The following is an 18,573-nucleotide window of genomic DNA, read 5'->3' as shown; positions in this document are numbered from 1 at the left end:
ATTTTGAAAGGGCTTTTCCGAAATGAAAGGAAGGCTTATCGCTTTCTTTGTACTTTCGATGTTCCTCGATCTGTGTTTCTGAGATACTGTAGAATGGTTTATTCTAATTCTTTCTACACACTCACTAATGAAAGTTCAAAAGATGTGCCACGTATTTACAATAAAAGCCATATATTTGTGCGCCCTGTTTTTGCCTTTCAAACTTAAACAACTTATCAAAATGAGTAAAATACTTGTTATAGACGACGAAGTACAAATACGTACGTTGCTCTCCCGCATGCTGGGACTTGAAGGATATGAAGTGTGTCAGGCAGGCGATTGTGCAGCTGCCTTGAAGCAGTTGGAACTGCATGTTCCCGATGTAGTATTGTGCGATGTATTCCTGCCCGACGGAAACGGGGTGGACTTGGTACTTGCTATGAAAAAGAAATCTCCCAATGTGGAGATAATCCTTCTTACCGCCCACGGTAATATCCCTGATGGTGTACAAGCCATTAAGAATGGTGCTTTCGATTACATAACAAAGGGTGATGATAATAATAAGATTATCCCCTTGGTAAGCCGTGCTGTAGAGAAGGCACAGATGAATGTCCGTTTGGAGAAGTTGGAAAATAAGATTGCAAAAACTTATTGCATTGATTCTATTTTGGGTGAATCTAAAGTGTTGAAAGATGCCCTTGCCCTTGCACAGAAAGTTTCGGTGACCGATGTGCCCGTATTATTGACGGGAGAGACGGGAACCGGTAAGGAGGTCTTTGCCCAAGCCATTCATTATAATAGTAAGCGTGCCAAACAGAGTTTTGTAGCTGTGAACTGTTCTTCTTTCAGCAAAGAGTTGTTGGAAAGCGAGATGTTCGGTCATAAGGCAGGCTCCTTTACAGGTGCACTGAAAGATAAGAAAGGACTGTTTGAAGAAGCAAACAACGGTACTATCTTTTTGGATGAAATAGGAGAGATGGCATTTGAACTGCAAGCCAAACTATTACGCATTCTCGAAACCGGCGATTATATAAAGATAGGTGATACAAAACCTACCCACGTCAACGTACGTATCATTGCCGCCACCAACCGTAACCTGCCCGAAGAGATTGCTGCCAATCATTTCCGTGAAGACTTGTTCTATCGTCTCAGTGTCTTCCAGGTACATCTACCGCCGTTGCGTGATCGTACAGGTGACGTGCGCCTGCTGGCAAAGGCATTTGTGAAAAGCCTTTCCGAACGAATGGGAAGGACGATCACCGAGATAACCCCTGCTTTTCTCGAAACATTGGAGCAACAACCCTGGAAAGGTAATATCCGTGAACTACGTAATGTAATAGAACGTTGCCTCATTGTTTGCGAAGGTGAACAGCTGGATATTGCCGATTTACCCTTAGAAATTCAGAATACCCATTACGAACAATCCTCTGGAACAAGTCCCGATAGCTTCGAACTTTCGGCTATGGAGCGCAGGCACATTGCCCGTGTACTCGATTATACCAAAGGTAACAAAACGGAAACCGCCCGCTTGCTGAAGATAGGGTTGACAACGTTGTACCGTAAGATTGAGGAGTATAAGATCTAATACAGAAAGACAATCTTAGTTTTATTTCTCCTTCTATTACTTTTGCGTTATTCGTTTAGCTCATTTTCATTTAGACATGAGCTAAACAACATATAGTAATAGCCTCCATTTGTCAGGAAATATTTTTTGCCGAAATTGAGAATTGTCATTTGTAACATGTTGTATATCAGTGGTTTTCATTGAGGTAGTCTCACATAACGACTGAGGTAGCCTCACATAACGACAGAGGCAGCCTCTCATAACGACAGAGAGTACCAAAGATAACGACTGAGGTTACCTCTGTTTTATGTAAAGATAAATGAATCAAAAAACATCCCTGTTTAGCTCAAAACAGTTAGATAATAACTTAATCTCATTAGCAGGTTCAACCTTTTTCAAAATAGGTTGAACCTTTTCATTTTGGTAGGGTATTCCCAAATCTTTCTATAGGTGAAATTTGTTTTATATATTTGGAAATGAGACTTGTAACTCTGATTTCTTTTCTTTGGCACGCATTTGGCACATAGATGGCAGAAAGGCATAAAAATAATAATTTAAAAAGGTAAAAACATGGGATTAACATTATCATTCATTATTTGCTTTGGTGGCACATTGGCTGCCTTCTGGCTATTTTGGAAGTGTGTAGATTGGTTTGAAAACATTTAAAGAAAAAGGAGAAAAGAAAAAATGTACACAGCACTATTTATAATAGGAATCGCAATCTTCGGATATTTGATGTATGTACTCGTCAAACCCGAAAAGTTCTAACTACTAACGTTTAAAGAAAAGCAATGAATACAGAAATTTTAGGAGTGATCGTTCAGATTGTACTTTTGGTAATACTGGCTTATCCACTCGGACGTTATATCGCAAAAGTATATAGAGGAGAAAAGACTTGGTCGGACTTTATGGCTCCTGTAGAGAATATCATATATAAAGTAAGTGGAATCAACCCCAAAGAAGAAATGAACTGGAAACAGTTTCTGAAAGCCTTACTCATGTTGAACGCTTTCTGGTTTTTGTGGGGCATGGGACTCTTACTGCTTCAAGGCCATTTGCCGTTGAATCCCGATGGAAATGCGGCACAAACACTAGACCAGGCATTCAATACTTGCATCAGCTTCCTTGTTAATTGTAACTTGCAACACTATAGTGGTGAATCCGGTTTAAGTTATTTCACTCAGTTGTTCGTTATCATGTTGTTCCAGTTTATTACGGCTGCTACTGGTATGGCTGCTATGGCCGGTATTATGAAATCCATGTTGTGGGGAACAATGAAGACCATAGGCAACTTCTGGTACTTTCTGGTTCGTAGCGTAACACGTGTTCTGTTACCACTCTCTTTATTAGTTGGTTTTGTTCTTATTCTCCAGGGAACTCCGATGGGATTCGATGGAAAAATGCAGCTTACTACTCTTGAGGGACAAGAACAATTCGTTTCGCAAGGTCCCGCAGCAGCTATCATACCTATCAAGCAATTAGGTACGAATGGTGGTGGTTACTTTGGAGTAAACTCCTCACACCCGTTGGAAAATCCTACTTATCTTACCAATATGGTAGAATGTATGTCTATCTTGATTATTCCGATGGCTATGATCTTCGCACTTGGTTTCTATACACAGCGCAAGAAGTTGAGCTATTGTATCTTTGGCGTGATGCTGGTGGGTTATCTGGTCACTACGGGTATAAACGTTTATCAGGAAATGGGTGGCAATCCACGCATTTCGGAGATGGGAATAGCCCAGGATGGTGGTGCGATGGAAGGAAAGGAAGTAAGACTTGGCGCAGGTGCCAGTGCCCTGTGGAGCACAACGACTACGGTAACTTCCAACGGTTCTGTTAACTGTATGCACGACTCACTGATGCCTCTTTCCGGCATGAACGCTATGCTGAATATGCAGACGAATACTTGGTTCGGCGGTGTTGGAGTAGGTTGGATGAACTATTATACCTTCCTTATTATAGCAGTCTTTATCAGTGGATTGATGGTAGGACGTACTCCTGAGTTTTTAGGAAAGAAGGTTGGAGCCCGTGAAATGAAAATCGCTACTATAGTAGCTCTGCTCCATCCGTTTGTGATCCTTGTATTTACGGCTCTATCCAGTTATCTCTTTGTGCATCATCCCGAGTTTGTAGCCCAGGAAGGTGGTTGGCTGAACAACTTGGGCTTTCACGGATTAAGCGAACAGTTCTATGAATATACATCCTGTGCGGCAAATAATGGTTCGGGCTTTGAAGGATTAGGCGATAATACTCCGTTCTGGAACTGGACTTGTGGTATCGTGTTGCTTGTCAGTCGTTTCTTGCCTATTGTAGGGCAGGTTGCCATAGCCGGATTGCTGGGAGCTAAGAAACATGCACCGGAGACTGCCGGAACATTGAAAACGGATACAGTAACCTTCAGTATCATGACATTTGTGGTGATTGTTATTATTGCAGCATTGTCATTCTTCCCGGCACATGCATTGAGCACGCTTGCAGAACAATTTAGTCTTTAAGTTATATAGTAGATAAGATATGAAAGATAATAATACAGCTTCTCTTTTCCAGAAGAAGCAAGTCAAAGAAAGTTTCCTTCAATCATTCGTGAAGCTGAATCCACGGGTGATGATTAAGAACCCCATCATGTTTACGGTGGAGATTGTTACAGCCATCATGCTTGTTGTAACTGCTATGTCCTTGTTCACTCCCGAGTATGGAAGCTTCGGTTACAATTTTGCAGTATTCTTCATCCTGTTCATTACACTGTTGTTTGCCAATTTCGCCGAGGCTATTGCTGAAGCGCGTGGTAAGGCACAAGCAGACAGTTTGCGCAAGACTCGTGAAGAAACTCCTGCAAAGTTAGTGGTGGATGATAAAATAAAGAAAGTCAGTAGTTCACAGTTAAAGAAAGGTGATATCTTTGTTTGCGAAGCAGGCGATACGATTCCTGCCGATGGTGAAATTGTAGAAGGTCTTGCTTCTATCGACGAAAGTGCCATTACCGGTGAATCTGCTCCGGTGATCCGTGAGGCGGGTGGTGATAAAAGCTCTGTAACGGGTGGTACCAAAGTACTGTCTGATATGATTAAAGTATTGGTTACCCAGCAACAAGGTGAAAGCTTTCTTGATAAGATGATTGCTTTGGTAGAAGGTGCTTCACGCAAGAAGACTCCGAATGAAATAGCATTGACTATTCTATTGGCAGGTTTTACACTGGTATTCGTTATTGTATGTATCACTCTGATTCCAATGGCCGATTATATTTCGTTGGAACATCCGGGAACTACGATTTCTATTGCTGCTGTTCTTTCTTTGTTTGTCTGCTTGATTCCCACTACAATCGGCGGTTTGCTTTCTGCTATCGGTATTGCAGGTATGGATCGTGCTTTGCGTGCTAACGTAATAACCAAATCGGGTAAAGCGGTAGAGACAGCAGGCGATATAGACACCCTGCTTCTCGACAAAACCGGTACAATCACCCTGGGTAACCGTAAAGCAACCCACTTCCACGTAGCCAACGGAGTAGACGAACATGTCTTTATTGAAACTTGCTTGCTCTCTTCACTGGCAGATGAAACACCCGAAGGTAAATCAATTATCGAACTGGGACGTGAAGCCGGATTCCGCATGCGTAACCTGAACACCACCGGTGCCCGTATGATTAAGTTTACCGCCGAAACCAAATGCTCCGGCGTCGACCTGGCAGATGGTACACAAATACGTAAAGGTGCCTTCGATGCCATCCGTAAAATAGCACAAGCTGCCGGAAATGAATTTCCCAAACAGATAGAAGAAATTGTGACTGCAATATCCAGTAACGGTGGTACACCGTTGGTAGTGTGTGTCAACCGTAAGGTGACCGGCGTTATTGAGTTGCAAGACATCATTAAGCCGGGTATTCAAGAACGCTTCGAACGTCTGCGCAAGATGGGTGTGAAAACAGTAATGGTAACCGGTGATAACCCTTTGACCGCTAAATACATTGCCGAAAAAGCCGGTGTAGACGATTTCATCGCTGAGGCAAAGCCCGAAGACAAGATGGAATATATCAAGAATGAGCAAGAACACGGTAAACTGGTAGCCATGATGGGCGACGGTACCAACGATGCCCCCGCTTTGGCACAAGCCAATGTTGGTGTAGCCATGAACAGTGGTACCCAAGCCGCCAAAGAAGCCGGTAATATGGTTGACTTGGATAATGACCCGACTAAACTGATTGAAATCGTAGAAATCGGTAAACAGTTGTTGATGACCCGCGGTACGCTGACTACCTTCTCTATCGCCAATGACGTGGCTAAATACTTTGCCATCGTTCCGGCATTATTCATGGTAGCCATTCCCGAATTGGGAGCATTGAACATTATGAATTTGCATAGCCCTGAAACAGCTATCCTTTCAGCAGTCATCTTTAACGCACTGATTATCCCGATTCTGATTCCGCTAGCTTTGCGTGGTGTACAATACAAGCCGATTGGTGCAAGTGCATTACTTCGCCGCAACCTGTTGATTTATGGTTTGGGTGGTGTCATCGTTCCCTTTATCGGCATTAAAATCATTGATTTAATAGTCAGTCTATTCTTCTAAGCGGCAAGGTGCCGCAGCCAGGTTTCCCTTCGGATGAGAGCCTGTTTATAGTTATAATTAAAATATAGAAACAATGAAAACTCTTTGGAAATCAATAAAAATAACGCTTGCTTTCTGTGTCGTGTTATCCGTATGTTATATACTTGTCCTGTGGCTATTTGCCCGTTTTGCAGGACCTAATGAAGGCAATGCTCCGGTGGCTACTTTAAACGGAAAAGTGGTAGGTGCTGCCAATGTGGGACAGATGTTTACGCAAGACATCTACTTCTGGGGACGCCCTTCCTGTGCCGGTGACGGTTACGATGCAAGCAGTTCGTCCGGTAGTAACAAAGGTCCTACGAATCCCGAATATCTGGCCGAAGTGGAAGCCCGTATCGACACCTTCCTTGTGCACCATCCTTACTTGCAACGTAAAGAGGTACCTGCTGAAATGGTAACTGCCAGTGCTTCCGGACTCGACCCGGATATTACTCCTGCCAGTGCATACGTACAAGTAGAACGCATTGCACAGGCACGTGGAATAGATGCAGAGCAAGTAAAGAAGATTGTAGACAACTTGGTACAAGAGCCCTTATTAGGTCTTTTCGGAACAGCCAAAGTGAATGTACTGCAACTGAACATCGCATTAGACGAAATGAATAAATAACCACGCCGCAATAATACAAATACTACTAAACAAAAGATTATAGAATTAAAATGGAAACAATTAAATTAAGAAAGACACTTCGTGTCGCACTTTTATTAGCTATAGCAACTATCTTAGGCACAAATACAGCTAAAGCTCAGGAATTTAATATACAAGGTGATTTGGTGAGTTCATATATATGGCGTGGTATGTACCAGACGGGTGTAAGTATTCAGCCTACCTTAGGTTTCAGCGTGAAAGGTTTCTCATTGACGGCATGGGGATCTACCGATTTTGATGGTACTTCTTCTTCCGAAGGGAATGCTGCCAAAGAAATCGACTTGACTGCTACTTATACTTTTGGCGATTCCGGTTTGACTCTCTCTGTAGCCGACCTTTGGTGGGCAGGTCAGGGTGCAAGGAAGTACTTTCAATTCGATAGTCACGAAACGGCTCACCATTTTGAAGCAGGACTGGCTTATACACTGCCGATAGAAAAGTTCCCTTTATCCATGGCTTGGTACACGATGTTTGCCGGTATGGATAAGAATACCGAAGGTAAGCAAAATTACTCTTCGTATGTAGAGTTCAACTATCCTTTCAGTGTGAAGCAAGTCGATTTGAATCTTACTTGTGGCGTGGTTCCTTACGAAGCTGCAAACCAATATGGAAACAATGGTTTTGCCGTTACAAACATTGCATTGAAAGGAAGTACAGTCATTAAGGTTACAGATTCATTTTCTTTGCCGATATTTGCGCAAACAATTTGGAATCCATGTTTGGAAGATGCACACGTTGTGTTCGGAGTAACATGGAAGCCATAACCCCATAAAGATGGATAGAGAAGAAAATGTACAGCATTTCCTTGACTTGATAAAGAAATCACGTCGAGGCAAGTTCAAAGTCTACATCGGCATGATTGCCGGTGTAGGAAAATCATTCCGTATGCTCCAGGAGGCCCACGACCTTCTGGACAACGGCGTTGATGTGCAGATTGGTTACATCGAAACCCATGGGCGTGTAGGAACAGAAGCACTCTTGCCGGGGCTTCCTGTGATTCCCCGCCGGAAGATATTCTACAAAGGGAAAGAACTCGAAGAGATGGACTTGGAAGGGATCATTCGCATTCACCCCGATATTGTTATTGTGGATGAACTTGCGCATACCAATGTAGAAGGAAGTTTGAACGAGAAACGCTGGCAAGATGTGATGACTTTGCTGGAAGAAGGAATCAATGTGATCTCTGCCGTCAATATCCAGCATATTGAAAGTGTGAACGAAGAAGTACAGAGTATTTCGGGCATCGAAGTTAAGGAACGTATTCCTGACAGTGTTTTGCAGGAAGCAGATGAAGTGGTTAACATTGACCTTACTGCCGAAGAACTGATAACCCGTTTGAAAGCCGGAAAGATTTATAAACCTGAAAAGGTTCCTATTGCGTTAAATAACTTCTTTAAAACAGAGAATATACTTCAACTTCGTGAATTGGCTTTGAAAGAAGTAGCCCTCCGGGTAGAGAAGAAAGTAGAGAATGAAGTTGTTATGGGTGCCGGTATCCGGCACGAACGTTTCTTGGCTTGTATCAGTAGTCGGGAAAAGACACCGAGGCGGATTATTCGTAAAGCAGCCCGTTTGGCTACGAGGTATAATACTTCTTTTGTGGCTCTTTATGTACAAACTCCTCATGAAAGCATGGACCGGATTGATTTGGCCAGTCAACGCCATTTACTGAACCACTTTAAACTGGTAGCGGAATTGGGAGGTGAAGTTGTTCAGGTACAGTCTAAGGACGTTTTGGAAAGCATTGTCAAGGTTTGCAAAGAAAAGCAGATAACCACTGTATGTATGGGCAGTCCCGGGTTTCAGTTGCCGGGAGTGCTTTGCCGTATAAAGGGTTATCGGAAGTTTGTGAGGGCCTTGGCTCAAGCTAGTATAGATTTGATTATTCTGGCTTAATAATAATTAGTATATTTGTCAATCTCACTTTATCACAATACCACTTTATCACTCTTTTAATATGAATATACGTACGAAATTAATACTCGGTGTTGGCTTATTGGCCGGAATGATTATTCTGTTGGTGGCTCTTTCAGTAGTCAACCTTCAAGTACTGACTGCTACCGAGCCGGACAGTCCTGCTGCTTTACCTGCATTGCAGAATGCTTTGGTGTGGGTATCTATTACGGGAGGTATCTCCATTCTTTGCAGTTTGATCTTGTTAATCTGGCTTCCCCGTTCCATAGAGAAACCCGTAAACGAATTGAAACGCGGTATCCTCGAAATAGCCAATCATAATTATGAGAAGCGTCTTAATATGAAGAATAATGAGGAGTTCCGTGAAGTAGCCGATAGCTTTAACCGCATGGCGGAGCGATTGACGGAATATCGTGCCAGCACACTGAGCGACATCCTTGCTGCCAAGAAATTCCTGGAAGCTACCGTCAATAGTATTCACGAACCTATTATTGGTTTGAACCCTGAGCGTGAAATACTATTTATCAACAGTGAAGCTCTTACTGTACTTAACTTGAAGCGGGAAGATGTAATCCGCCGTTCTGCTGAAGAGCTTTCATTGAAGAATGATCTGCTTCGCCGCTTGATTCGTGAATTAGTGAATCCCGGTGAGAAGCAGGAGTCTTTGAAAATTTATGCCGATAACAAGGAAAGTTATTTTCAGGCATCCTATATTCCTATTGTCAATACTGACGCAGCTGAGGATGAGCCTCGTGATTTGGGGGATGTGATTCTACTAAAGAATATCACGGAGTTTAAAGAGTTGGATAGTGCTAAAACTACCTTTATCTCTACCATCTCCCATGAACTGAAAACTCCTATCTCTGCCATTCTTATGAGTCTTCAATTACTGGAGGATAAGCGCGTCGGTGAATTGAATGCCGAGCAGGAACAACTGTCCAAGAGTATTAAAGAGAACAGTGACCGCTTATTAGGCATCACCGGCGAACTGCTGAACATGACTCAGGTAGAGGCTGGCAAGCTTCAGATGATGCCTAAGATAACCAAGCCTATCGAACTCATTGAATACGCTATCAAAGCCAATCAGGTACAAGCCGACAAGTTCAATATTCAGATTGAAGTGGAATATCCGGAAGAAAAAGTACCAAAACTCTTTGTGGATAGTGAAAAGATTGCATGGGTGCTTACTAACTTGCTGAGCAATGCCATCCGCTATTCCAAAGAAAACGGACGTGTAGTTATTGGTGCTCGCCAAGAAGACAATATGATTGAACTCTTTGTACAAGACTTTGGTAAAGGTATCGATCCACGTTACCATCAAAGTATCTTTGATCGTTACTTCCGTGTGCCGGGCACTAAAGTACAGGGTAGTGGCTTGGGACTTTCTATTTCCAAAGATTTTGTTGAAGCCCATGGCGGTACGCTGACGGTGGAGAGTGAGTTGGGAAAGGGAAGTAGGTTTATACTGAAACTGAAAGCATAATTATAAAAATAAAGAATGAAGATTTCTTCATTCTTTATTTTTTATTCCTCATTTGGCAAGTGCTTCCCACTTAGGAGGATTTTTATCCATTAGATGACGCACAAAGAAATCATATCGCTTATGTTCTCCGAAGTCTTCTCCCATTGTATGGTGTGCACCGGGTATTACTACGAGTTCAAAATCCTTGTTTGCTTTAATTAATGCGTTTACTACTTGCATGGTTGAGGCCGGATCTACATTATCATCCATTTCTCCTACTACAAGCATCAACGGGCGGGTTAACAAATGGGCATTCTCTACATTCGAACATGCTTTGTATGATTCGTCTACGGGGTAACCCATCCAAAGTTCATTCCACCAGATTTTGTCCATACGGTTATCGTGACAGCCACAAGCTGAGTAAGCGGCTTTGTAGAAATCAGGATGCAGTAATACGGCATTCGTAGATTCTTGTCCACCGGCTGAACATCCGTAGATGCCTACACGGTCTATATCCATGTAAGTGTACTTCCGGGCAGCAGCTTTAATCCATGCGATATGGTCAGGTAGACCTGCATCTTTCAGGTTCTTGTAACATACATTCTCAAAGGCACGTGAGCGGAAGGAGGTACCCATTCCATCTACCATGACAACGATGAAGCCAAGTTCGGCTAGAGAGGTCATGTACCAATTGTAGGACATGAAAGTTTTGGGTACATACTGGTCGCCGGGACCTTGATAGATATACTCGATCACAGGATATTTCTTGTTCGGGTCGAAGTTGGTGGGACGTACAATCAATCCCCACATATCTGTTTTCCCATCACGGCCCTTGGCGGTGAATACCTCCGGTGCTTTCCAACCTTCGGCTTCCAGGCGACTGATGTCGGCTGTTTCGAGCGGCATCACTACTTTGCCGTCTTTAGCACTGCGCAATACTGCTACGGGAGCCTTATTCACCATCGAATAAACATCTACCAGATAATTCATGTCTTCCGAGAACCAGGCTTTGTGCATACCTTCTTCGGGAGTGAGGCAGGTAAGGTTCTTACCGTCGAAACCGATGCGATAGTAACGAATCAGATAAGGGTCTTCGTCGGGCTGCATGCCGTTTGCCGAGAAATAGATGATACGGTTGTCTTCATCTACGTGGAGTATCTGACGTACATACCATTCGCCTTTCGTAATCTGTTGCACGGGTTGGGCAGTGGTGCGGTCGTACATATACAGATGATTCCAGTTGTCACGCTCACTCATCCAGATGATATGTTTGCCGTCTTTCAGGTCGTGGCGGAAGTGGCGGGTATAGTTGACGTACTTATCGCTGGTTTCTTCTATCAACGGGCGCACTTTGCCTGTCTCAGCCGAAAGCTCCAGTACACGGAATACCTGATGTCCGCGTTGGTTGTACTCGAAGGTTACCGTACGGCTATCACTGCTCCACTCCGGATCATAAATCTCATATTGCCGGGCAAACAAGTCGGTTGAAGGGATGATGCCGCGGCCGGTTTCTACCTCGTAGATGCAAGGCACTTTAAACGGAAGCTCGTCTCCCGGCTTGGCGTACTCCTGCTTATGCAGTTTAGGCTGAAGCTGATCAATAGGAGAAGACTCTACATAATACACAAAACGCTTCTCTACCGGACGAATCTTGCAGCATGCCACCTTCTTGCTATCGGGCGACCAGCGGATGTACGAAGAGTAGTAGTTGCTCAATGTACCATCCAGGCTGAGTTGCTTCTCTTTACCGGTGGCAACTTCCTTCACATAGACATTATCATTCTTGATGAATGCCGTGTGCTTTCCGTCGGGCGATGTCACCGGTCCGGCAGATTTCTCGGCATTCCACTCCATCCAGTGACGTGGTTTCGATGGGGCGGGCAGAGTGCCTTCATTGACCAGTTGATTCTTGCGCACGGCGTACATCCATTTCTGGTTGTTGAAGTTGAAGCGAAGCGTATCAAGAGACTTGTTTACATACAGTCGCTCCAAGTTGATAGCTTCGGGCTTTACTTCCTTTCCGGATGCTTTGGCAAGGGTATTTGCCAGTTGCTTGTGGTCGAACAATTCTTTTCTTCCCTTCTTGTCGGCATTCACAGACACATAGATGCGTCCTTCGGGTGCATTACGAATGTACCAGAACTGATGCGTCCCTTCTATCCATTCAGGGTTGACATTAGAGTAGAATACTTTGTTACTACTGAACTTATCACGCAACGAGTAGGCACGGTTGTAATCTTCCACCGTACCTTGAGCAATAGCCATGCCCCCGTTGAGGAGCATGGCTATTAAAAACAAACCTAATTTATTAACTCTCATATTACTGTTTTCTTATTGTACTTCCCATTCGAACAAACCTGATGAGAACTTATCCGGTTGTACTATCTCCAGTTTGACACTCTTGGTCTTCACCGGATCGAAGTTAACCATATTACCTATACCCTTTTCGGTGCCGTATTTATCGGCTCCGGTCACGGGTTGCCACTGGCCTTGTGCATCTTTATAATAAATCTTCCAGCTTTTTGGTACACGACAACCACCCCAAGGAGCATCGTCGAACCAATATACAGTAGAGCTTGAAACCATTGCTTCGGTAGGGAACTCGTAGGTAATCCATTCGGTAGTTCCTTGTTTGGGCCACCAATGATAGTAAGGCATGGAGCGGTCGTTCTCATCTTTCGGCACCAGGCGGTCATTGATGGCTGAGATAGATCTTGCTTTATGTGATGCGTCTATTTTACTTCCGGAGGCTAGTGTAGCGGGCATCGTCGGGCGGGATGCGCTCAACTCTTGCGGTAACCATACAAGCATGGCACCGGAACCACGGTGTGCCCAAGCATAGTAGGGGATCAGCGTCAGTTTTACATTTGTAGTGGTCAAATTACCTTGGTCGTCATAACCCAGAGTCTGTGCATTGGTTTTCAGTTGATTGATACCGTATAGTAAGTCGGGGGTTTCTACCACTTCAAACTTGGGAGTGCGGTTCATGAATACGCTGAATACGTCGAAGTTGTTGTCAGGCCATTCTGCACAGTACACAATCGGTCCACGTTCTACGGCAATGCGTCCGCGATCGGCTTCTACTTTATTGTTGGCACGTACGGTGCGAGGTTCCATGTCGAAGTGTACTTCTACTTTGTCGTTCTTCTGCCAACGGCGATCGATGCAGAAATAACCGTCTTTTAACTCGCTTTGTACGGTTTCTCCGTTTACTTTTACGGTGTAATTCAAACGTTTACCATCACTGTACGCATAAAGATCACTCGGTACTACCTGATTGCGTGCCCATCCCGGAATACGTACTTTCAGTGTAAATTGTCCGGCAGCATTCTTCTTGATACCTATAGCGATGTCTCCATTCCATGGATATTTTGTAGTCTGCTCGATAGAAACAGCTTTGCCATTCACTTTCAAGTCCGAAGTATTGGACATGAATAGGTTGACGTATACATCCTTATCCTTCACTGCATAGATATAACCCGGCAATGACGGAATGAAACGGCAGATATTGGACGGGCAGCAAGCGCAACCAAACCACGGTTGACGTTGGTGTTGTCCCATGCTCTCCAACGGATTGGGATAGAAGAAGCCGCCACCATCCAGCGATACACCGGATATCAAACCATTATATAAAGTACGTTCCAGCACATCGTAATACTTCGATTCACCGTGAAGCAGGAACAGACGGTAGTTAACATATACATTTCCGATAGCAGCGCAGGTTTCGCAATAAGCCGACATATTGGGCAGTTCATAGTTCTTGCCGAAGGCTTCGCCGGCAGCGGTTGCTCCGATACCGCCGGTGATGTAGTACTTCTTGCCGACAATATTATCCCAAATGCGGTCGATGGCATGAATATACGCTGTATCGCCGGTGAGGGCGGCTACATCGGCCATACCGGCATACATGTAAGCGGCACGAACGGCGTGTCCCACAGCTTCGTCCTGTTGTACTACCGGCTTATGTGCCTGGCTGTACTCATCTGTACGGCTGGTATATCCGCGTTGATCGAGGAAGAACTTGGCTTGGTCAAGATACTTCTGCTCTCCGGTTACGAGGTAAAGCTTGGCAAGAGCCATCTCGGCAATCTGATGTCCCGGTACGCGTATTTGCTGTCCTTCGCCTGTACCGATTTCACGGCAAACACAATCGGCATAACGGATAGCAATATTGAGGAAGTTTTTCTTCCCGGTTGCCTGATAGTGGGCGATAGCGCCTTCCACCATGTGACCGAGGTTATAGAATTCATGACTGAGGTCTTCTACTTTTTCCCAACGTTTGCTACCTGCCCATTCGTGCGGATGTTTGGGGTTCATGGTGCGGCTAGTATAGAGATAACCGTCCGGTTCCTGGGCAGCGGCTACAATGACGAGCACGCTGTCGATGTACTTTGCCAGTTTCTTGTCGGGGTAGGTTTGTAGCAAATAGCTGGCACCTTCGATGGTTTTGTAAACATCGGTATCGTCAAAGGCTAGTCCGCCTACATGAATGGTGTCACTGGGGTGGGCGGCATTGACGAAGTTCTGGTATCTGCCTGTTTCTTCGCATTTGCTGAAGGCAAGGGGGATGGTTACTTGACGACTCGCATTGAGGCGTTGTCCCCAGAAGGAATCGGTAACTTTTACCGAAGTGAAGGGCACGGGATTAATGGGGTAACCGTGCGAGGATTGTTTAACTTGCGCCTGGCTGCATAATGCTGTGGCAAGGAGCAGGGAGGTAACTAAAAGTTTCTTCATGGTTCTCTTGTTATTTTAGGGTTTTACTTTTTCAGTGGAATATATTCGTCCCATAGTTTCAGTGAGTGCAAGTAGCCGGTGAAGGGCCAGTTGCGTTCCGCATTTTGTCCGATGGTTACATACTGTGATGGTTTTACCAGCAGTTGGATATCCTTCTCGCTGATCAGTTGATCGTTGATATATACCTGTTCCATTCGACCGTCGAAACAGATGTAGATATGCTGCCATTTGCCTTCGAGGGACTTCATCTCTTTATAACCGGCATCTTCGTACCAACCGTAGTGATTGATAACTCCGCAACGAGGTTCGGTGCCGTTGACTAGCATGATCTTTTCCAATTCATCGTGCGAAGTGGTGAAGTCGGCTACGCATTCGTTCAGGGCTATGGAGTCATTCAGTACCCAGGCTTCTAAGGTATAAGGAGCATTATCTCGCAGAGTAGCAGGCAACGGGAAACTGGAACTGAACACTTGATTGCCATCGAAAGAGAAGCTTTTCTTTCCTTGTATCTCTTGGATGATAGACGGCGCTTTCTGTGCCTCAAAATATCCTTTCATTCCGTGATTGGTGAAGTACTGTACGGTATCTCCGGCTGCAAAGTCATCGGCAGTGATACTTACTACCAAGCCCTGTTTCTGCTTTTCGGCAGCGGGCAGGCGGACAATGTCCGTTGTGGTGTCGTATGCTTTTTCGGCAGGTGCCTGTTGCCAGTTATAATAGCGCAGATTGGTGATAATCAAAGGCTCGGCACCGCTTTGAAGAGAAATCATACCCGTTGAAAGAGCCTGTTCCGCTTCAAAGCTTTGCCATTTGCCTGACCTATAAACTAACCCACTTATAGTATGTTCTTTGGAAGGAGAGAGCAACGGATGGCGATACTCAAGTGTTGTTCCCGGTTCAAGAACCAGTGCATCACGTCCATCTATGCGCTGTGTGCGGGCTGTACCTTCTTTCAAGATGAAAGAGCCGCCCAGCATTCCTTCATTGTTTTGCCATTCACGACCGTTCCAGTCGGCAGCCGTCAGTCCCATCCATTGCTGGGGAGACGATTCTTCGATGCCTGAGAAGACTTTGATGTTCCAGATAGCACCGCCGAAACCATTCTTTTGTCCACCCGTAAAGGTGAGGCGTACGAAGCGGGCTTTGGTCTTTCCGAAGTCTACCATCGGACTGCCTGCCAGATGGTTGTTGCGTTTGTCGGAGAATATATTCCAATGCTTGCCATCGATGGATGTTTCAATGAGGTATTGATAAAACTGAGTGCCGTATTGGAACTGTGTCCAGATGGTTTGAATCTGTTCGTTGCGTCCCAGGTCTATTTCAATCCATTCCTGACCCATGCTGCGGGGGCGCCACAAGGTACCGTTGTTATCATCTACCGCATAGTTGGGAAGGAAGTTGTCATCGTAATAGGAAGAGGCACGAACACTCTTACCTAGTGCAAGGTTGGGAGATTTCACTACGGAAGGGGCTAATGCACCTACACCGTCGTGAGTAGGAGTTATCTTCTGAATACTTCCGTCGGCGTTGAATGTCATGCGGTCGATGCAGAGTTGGCGATGAAAGCCACGATTGGAGTGTGGGTTGTCGTGGCGATGATATACCATATAGTAATCGTTGCCCTCTTGCAAGATGCTGTGATGTCCGGGACCATGGACGGTTCCGTCGGTGTTTGTTTCCAATATACAACCTCCGTATTTGTACGGGCCGAGTGGCTTATCCGAAGTGGCGTATTGCACCCGGTAGGTATGGTCGTGACAAGAGCCGGAGGAGTACATGAAGTAATATATTCCGTTGCGCTTCAGCACGAAGGGAGCTTCGAAGAAGTCGGTAGCTTCGGTATTGGGGATGAGGCGGGTTTCGCTGAAACCTTTCATATCGGGAGTCATCTTTCCGGCGCCGCAACCGAAGCCTTTGTAGATGCCCCAAGTCCCCCAGTAGAGGTAGACGGAACCGTCATCGTCCACAAAGGTTTGTCCATCGAGAGTGATGGCATTAGTGACGAAGCGGTCGGGGACGAGAACGGCTTCGCTCTCGCCAAGAATGTTCTTCCAGGGACCACGCGGGGTTTCACTCACACCGCAATGGATAATGCAGGGCTGACAATAGAAGTAGTAATACTTGCCATCGGTGTGCTGCACTACGTCGGGCGCCCATATCCAATGGCTATCCGGCCAGTTCATCGGCATCAAAGTCCAGTTAACGAAGTCCTTGCTGGTCCATACTTGGGCAGGACCGAAACCGGCGCCACTTCCGTCGGTGGTAGCATACATATAATAGGTATCACCGAATTTCTTGATAGTGGGGTCGGCAAAGTAGCCGGGAATGATGGGGTTGCCTGCACCCGTAGTATTGAAGAGTGTCTGGGCAGAAGCTGATAATATTCCCATCAAGAGGGAAACGACTAGAAGAATAATCTTGTTCATAGTATCACTGGTGTATCTCATTATTAATTGGTATCTCAATCTCATAGAAATATTCCTGCAACAAACGGTACATATCCGGGTCGTATGTCTTCAGTTTGGTGCGTCGGTTCATGGAGTTATGAACTCCGTTGCTGGGTTCGGCATAGCGGTTGCAATTAAAGAAGGACTGTACACATTCGGCGAAATACTCTTCCTTGTTGCTGATGGCATACGTGTTTGCCCACAAACCATTGTCACGGGCGCTTTTCCATAGTGCTTCAAGGCGGTCATTGAAGTCAGATTCTACCCCGACGATCCCTACCATGTGTATCAAGTGGGCGAACTCATGGATCAGTATATTCTCACCCGTGTATTTATCTTGCGGGAGGGCAAGCAGGTTCTCTTCTCCGCAACTGGCGGAAAATTCATCCTCCGGTGCACCGCCGAACCCACGTGCACGCCAGTTCCAGTAAGCAATGCTGTCCGGAGAGTTGCAGATATGGGCAAACTCAGGTAAATCGCAAGTTGCTTCGTCCTTGCCGATTATCATGACGTGGCAACCTTTCTTTACCATGTGCGCCTTCACGTCGGCACGTTTTGCCAGCATCAGGCTGATGATGTCGCAAGCCTTCAACAAGGCTTCATCGCTCACCTTTTCGGAAGAGGTGACGTAAAGCCCCTCTGTCTCGATGTATTTCTTATAGAAAGAAGGAATATTCTTGCCTGAAGGAATACCGGTCACCGTTCCGCGCACAGGACATGCTTCCAGTTTCATGGCAAACCCGCCACCCGAAGCTAAATGTAGCTTCATGCGGCTATTCTTGTCTATCGTTAATTTCTCTACCCGATAGTCTTCTGCTTGTTTGTTGGCATTGATGCCATCGGCAAAAAGGGTGGCTGTGTAACGTGCACCGGCAGGCAGGAAGGAGAAGTCGAGTTCTACATCCCGTTCGTTCCAGTTCGTCAGTCCGCCGACGTACCAGTTGATATCTTTCTTGCGTACACTGACGATGTATTCTCCCAGTTTACCCGAAGCAATAAAGGTAGAATCCGTTTCAACGGGGATGGAAGTGATAAAATCCACACACTGCTGTTCATTCAGGTAATTGGTAGGAGCATCGCAAAGCATGGTGAAGGGCGAGTCGTGTACAATGTATGTCGCCAATTGATGGCAGCGTGTTCCCATGCTCATAGGTGAGTAATAGACGGCGCGCCAATCTTGTTTGGTAGCATTGCGCATCGCTCCCGGCGTATAATCTAC

General features: G+C 45.3%; 12 protein-coding genes. 8 read left to right on the top strand and 4 right to left on the bottom strand.

Annotated features, from left to right (window positions below):
* The first annotated feature begins 220 nt into the window (after positions 1-220).
* From Q1W14_RS14775 to Q1W14_RS14740, 8 genes are all read left to right on the top strand, one after another.
* Positions 221-1,564: a sigma-54 dependent transcriptional regulator gene (locus Q1W14_RS14775; RefSeq protein WP_300702724.1), complete on the top strand. Its 1,344-nt coding sequence runs from the start codon at positions 221-223 to the stop codon at positions 1,562-1,564.
* Between the two features lie 666 nt (positions 1,565-2,230).
* On the top strand, positions 2,231-2,311 hold the full coding sequence (locus Q1W14_RS14770; protein ID WP_300702747.1) for a potassium-transporting ATPase subunit F: 81 nt from the start codon (positions 2,231-2,233) through the stop codon (positions 2,309-2,311).
* Positions 2,312-2,334: 23 nt separating this feature from the next.
* Positions 2,335-4,041: a potassium-transporting ATPase subunit KdpA gene (gene kdpA, locus Q1W14_RS14765; RefSeq protein ID WP_300702722.1), complete on the top strand. Its 1,707-nt coding sequence runs from the start codon at positions 2,335-2,337 to the stop codon at positions 4,039-4,041.
* 19 nt (positions 4,042-4,060) lie between these two features.
* Complete coding sequence (kdpB, locus tag Q1W14_RS14760) at positions 4,061-6,109, top strand: potassium-transporting ATPase subunit KdpB (RefSeq protein WP_300702720.1); 2,049 nt, start codon at positions 4,061-4,063, stop codon at positions 6,107-6,109.
* Between the two features lie 73 nt (positions 6,110-6,182).
* On the top strand, positions 6,183-6,755 hold the full coding sequence (locus Q1W14_RS14755) for a K(+)-transporting ATPase subunit C (protein ID WP_300702719.1): 573 nt from the start codon (positions 6,183-6,185) through the stop codon (positions 6,753-6,755).
* Positions 6,756-6,805: 50 nt separating this feature from the next.
* Positions 6,806-7,558 carry a TorF family putative porin gene (locus Q1W14_RS14750; RefSeq protein ID WP_300702717.1) on the top strand — a complete coding sequence of 251 codons (753 nt, stop codon included), beginning with the start codon at positions 6,806-6,808 and terminating at the stop codon, positions 7,556-7,558.
* A gap of 10 nt (positions 7,559-7,568) precedes the next feature.
* Complete coding sequence (locus tag Q1W14_RS14745) at positions 7,569-8,690, top strand: sensor protein KdpD (protein ID WP_300702715.1); 1,122 nt, start codon at positions 7,569-7,571, stop codon at positions 8,688-8,690.
* 61 nt (positions 8,691-8,751) lie between these two features.
* On the top strand, positions 8,752-10,191 hold the full coding sequence (locus Q1W14_RS14740; RefSeq protein ID WP_300702713.1) for an ATP-binding protein: 1,440 nt from the start codon (positions 8,752-8,754) through the stop codon (positions 10,189-10,191).
* A gap of 48 nt (positions 10,192-10,239) precedes the next feature.
* On the opposite strand, the gene Q1W14_RS14735 is transcribed toward Q1W14_RS14740, so the two are convergent.
* From Q1W14_RS14735 to Q1W14_RS14720, 4 genes are all read right to left on the bottom strand, one after another.
* Complete coding sequence (locus tag Q1W14_RS14735; protein ID WP_300702712.1) at positions 10,240-12,489, bottom strand: S9 family peptidase; 2,250 nt, start codon at positions 12,487-12,489, stop codon at positions 10,240-10,242.
* A 12-nt stretch (positions 12,490-12,501) separates the two neighbouring features.
* A complete protein-coding gene (locus Q1W14_RS14730) occupies positions 12,502-14,907 on the bottom strand; it encodes a glycoside hydrolase family 127 protein (protein WP_300702710.1) in 2,406 nt (801 codons plus the stop codon).
* Between the two features lie 23 nt (positions 14,908-14,930).
* Positions 14,931-17,333, bottom strand: coding sequence for a family 43 glycosylhydrolase (locus Q1W14_RS14725; protein ID WP_300702708.1), 2,403 nt, complete (start codon positions 17,331-17,333; stop codon positions 14,931-14,933).
* Between the two features lie 4 nt (positions 17,334-17,337).
* On the bottom strand, positions 17,338-18,573 hold a 1,236-nt coding region (locus tag Q1W14_RS14720; RefSeq protein ID WP_300702706.1), incomplete at its 5' end, for a glycoside hydrolase family 97 C-terminal domain-containing protein.

Source organism: Bacteroides sp. (genome assembly GCF_030151085.1).
Classification (GTDB): domain Bacteria; phylum Bacteroidota; class Bacteroidia; order Bacteroidales; family Bacteroidaceae; genus Bacteroides.
This window is presented reverse-complemented; position numbering and strand designations above follow the sequence as displayed.

Coding starts and splice junctions, on each gene's coding strand:
- kdpB (WP_300702720.1), top strand. CDS start 4,061: ATGAAAGATAATAATACAGCTTCTCTTTTCCAGAAGAAGCAAGTCAAA.
- Q1W14_RS14775 (WP_300702724.1), top strand. CDS start 221: ATGAGTAAAATACTTGTTATAGACGACGAAGTACAAATACGTACGTTG.
- Q1W14_RS14755 (WP_300702719.1), top strand. CDS start 6,183: ATGAAAACTCTTTGGAAATCAATAAAAATAACGCTTGCTTTCTGTGTC.
- kdpA (WP_300702722.1), top strand. CDS start 2,335: ATGAATACAGAAATTTTAGGAGTGATCGTTCAGATTGTACTTTTGGTA.
- Q1W14_RS14730 (WP_300702710.1), bottom strand. CDS start 14,907: ATGAAGAAACTTTTAGTTACCTCCCTGCTCCTTGCCACAGCATTATGC.
- Q1W14_RS14735 (WP_300702712.1), bottom strand. CDS start 12,489: ATGAGAGTTAATAAATTAGGTTTGTTTTTAATAGCCATGCTCCTCAAC.
- Q1W14_RS14745 (WP_300702715.1), top strand. CDS start 7,569: ATGGATAGAGAAGAAAATGTACAGCATTTCCTTGACTTGATAAAGAAA.
- Q1W14_RS14740 (WP_300702713.1), top strand. CDS start 8,752: ATGAATATACGTACGAAATTAATACTCGGTGTTGGCTTATTGGCCGGA.
- Q1W14_RS14725 (WP_300702708.1), bottom strand. CDS start 17,333: ATGAACAAGATTATTCTTCTAGTCGTTTCCCTCTTGATGGGAATATTA.
- Q1W14_RS14750 (WP_300702717.1), top strand. CDS start 6,806: ATGGAAACAATTAAATTAAGAAAGACACTTCGTGTCGCACTTTTATTA.
- Q1W14_RS14770 (WP_300702747.1), top strand. CDS start 2,231: ATGTACACAGCACTATTTATAATAGGAATCGCAATCTTCGGATATTTG.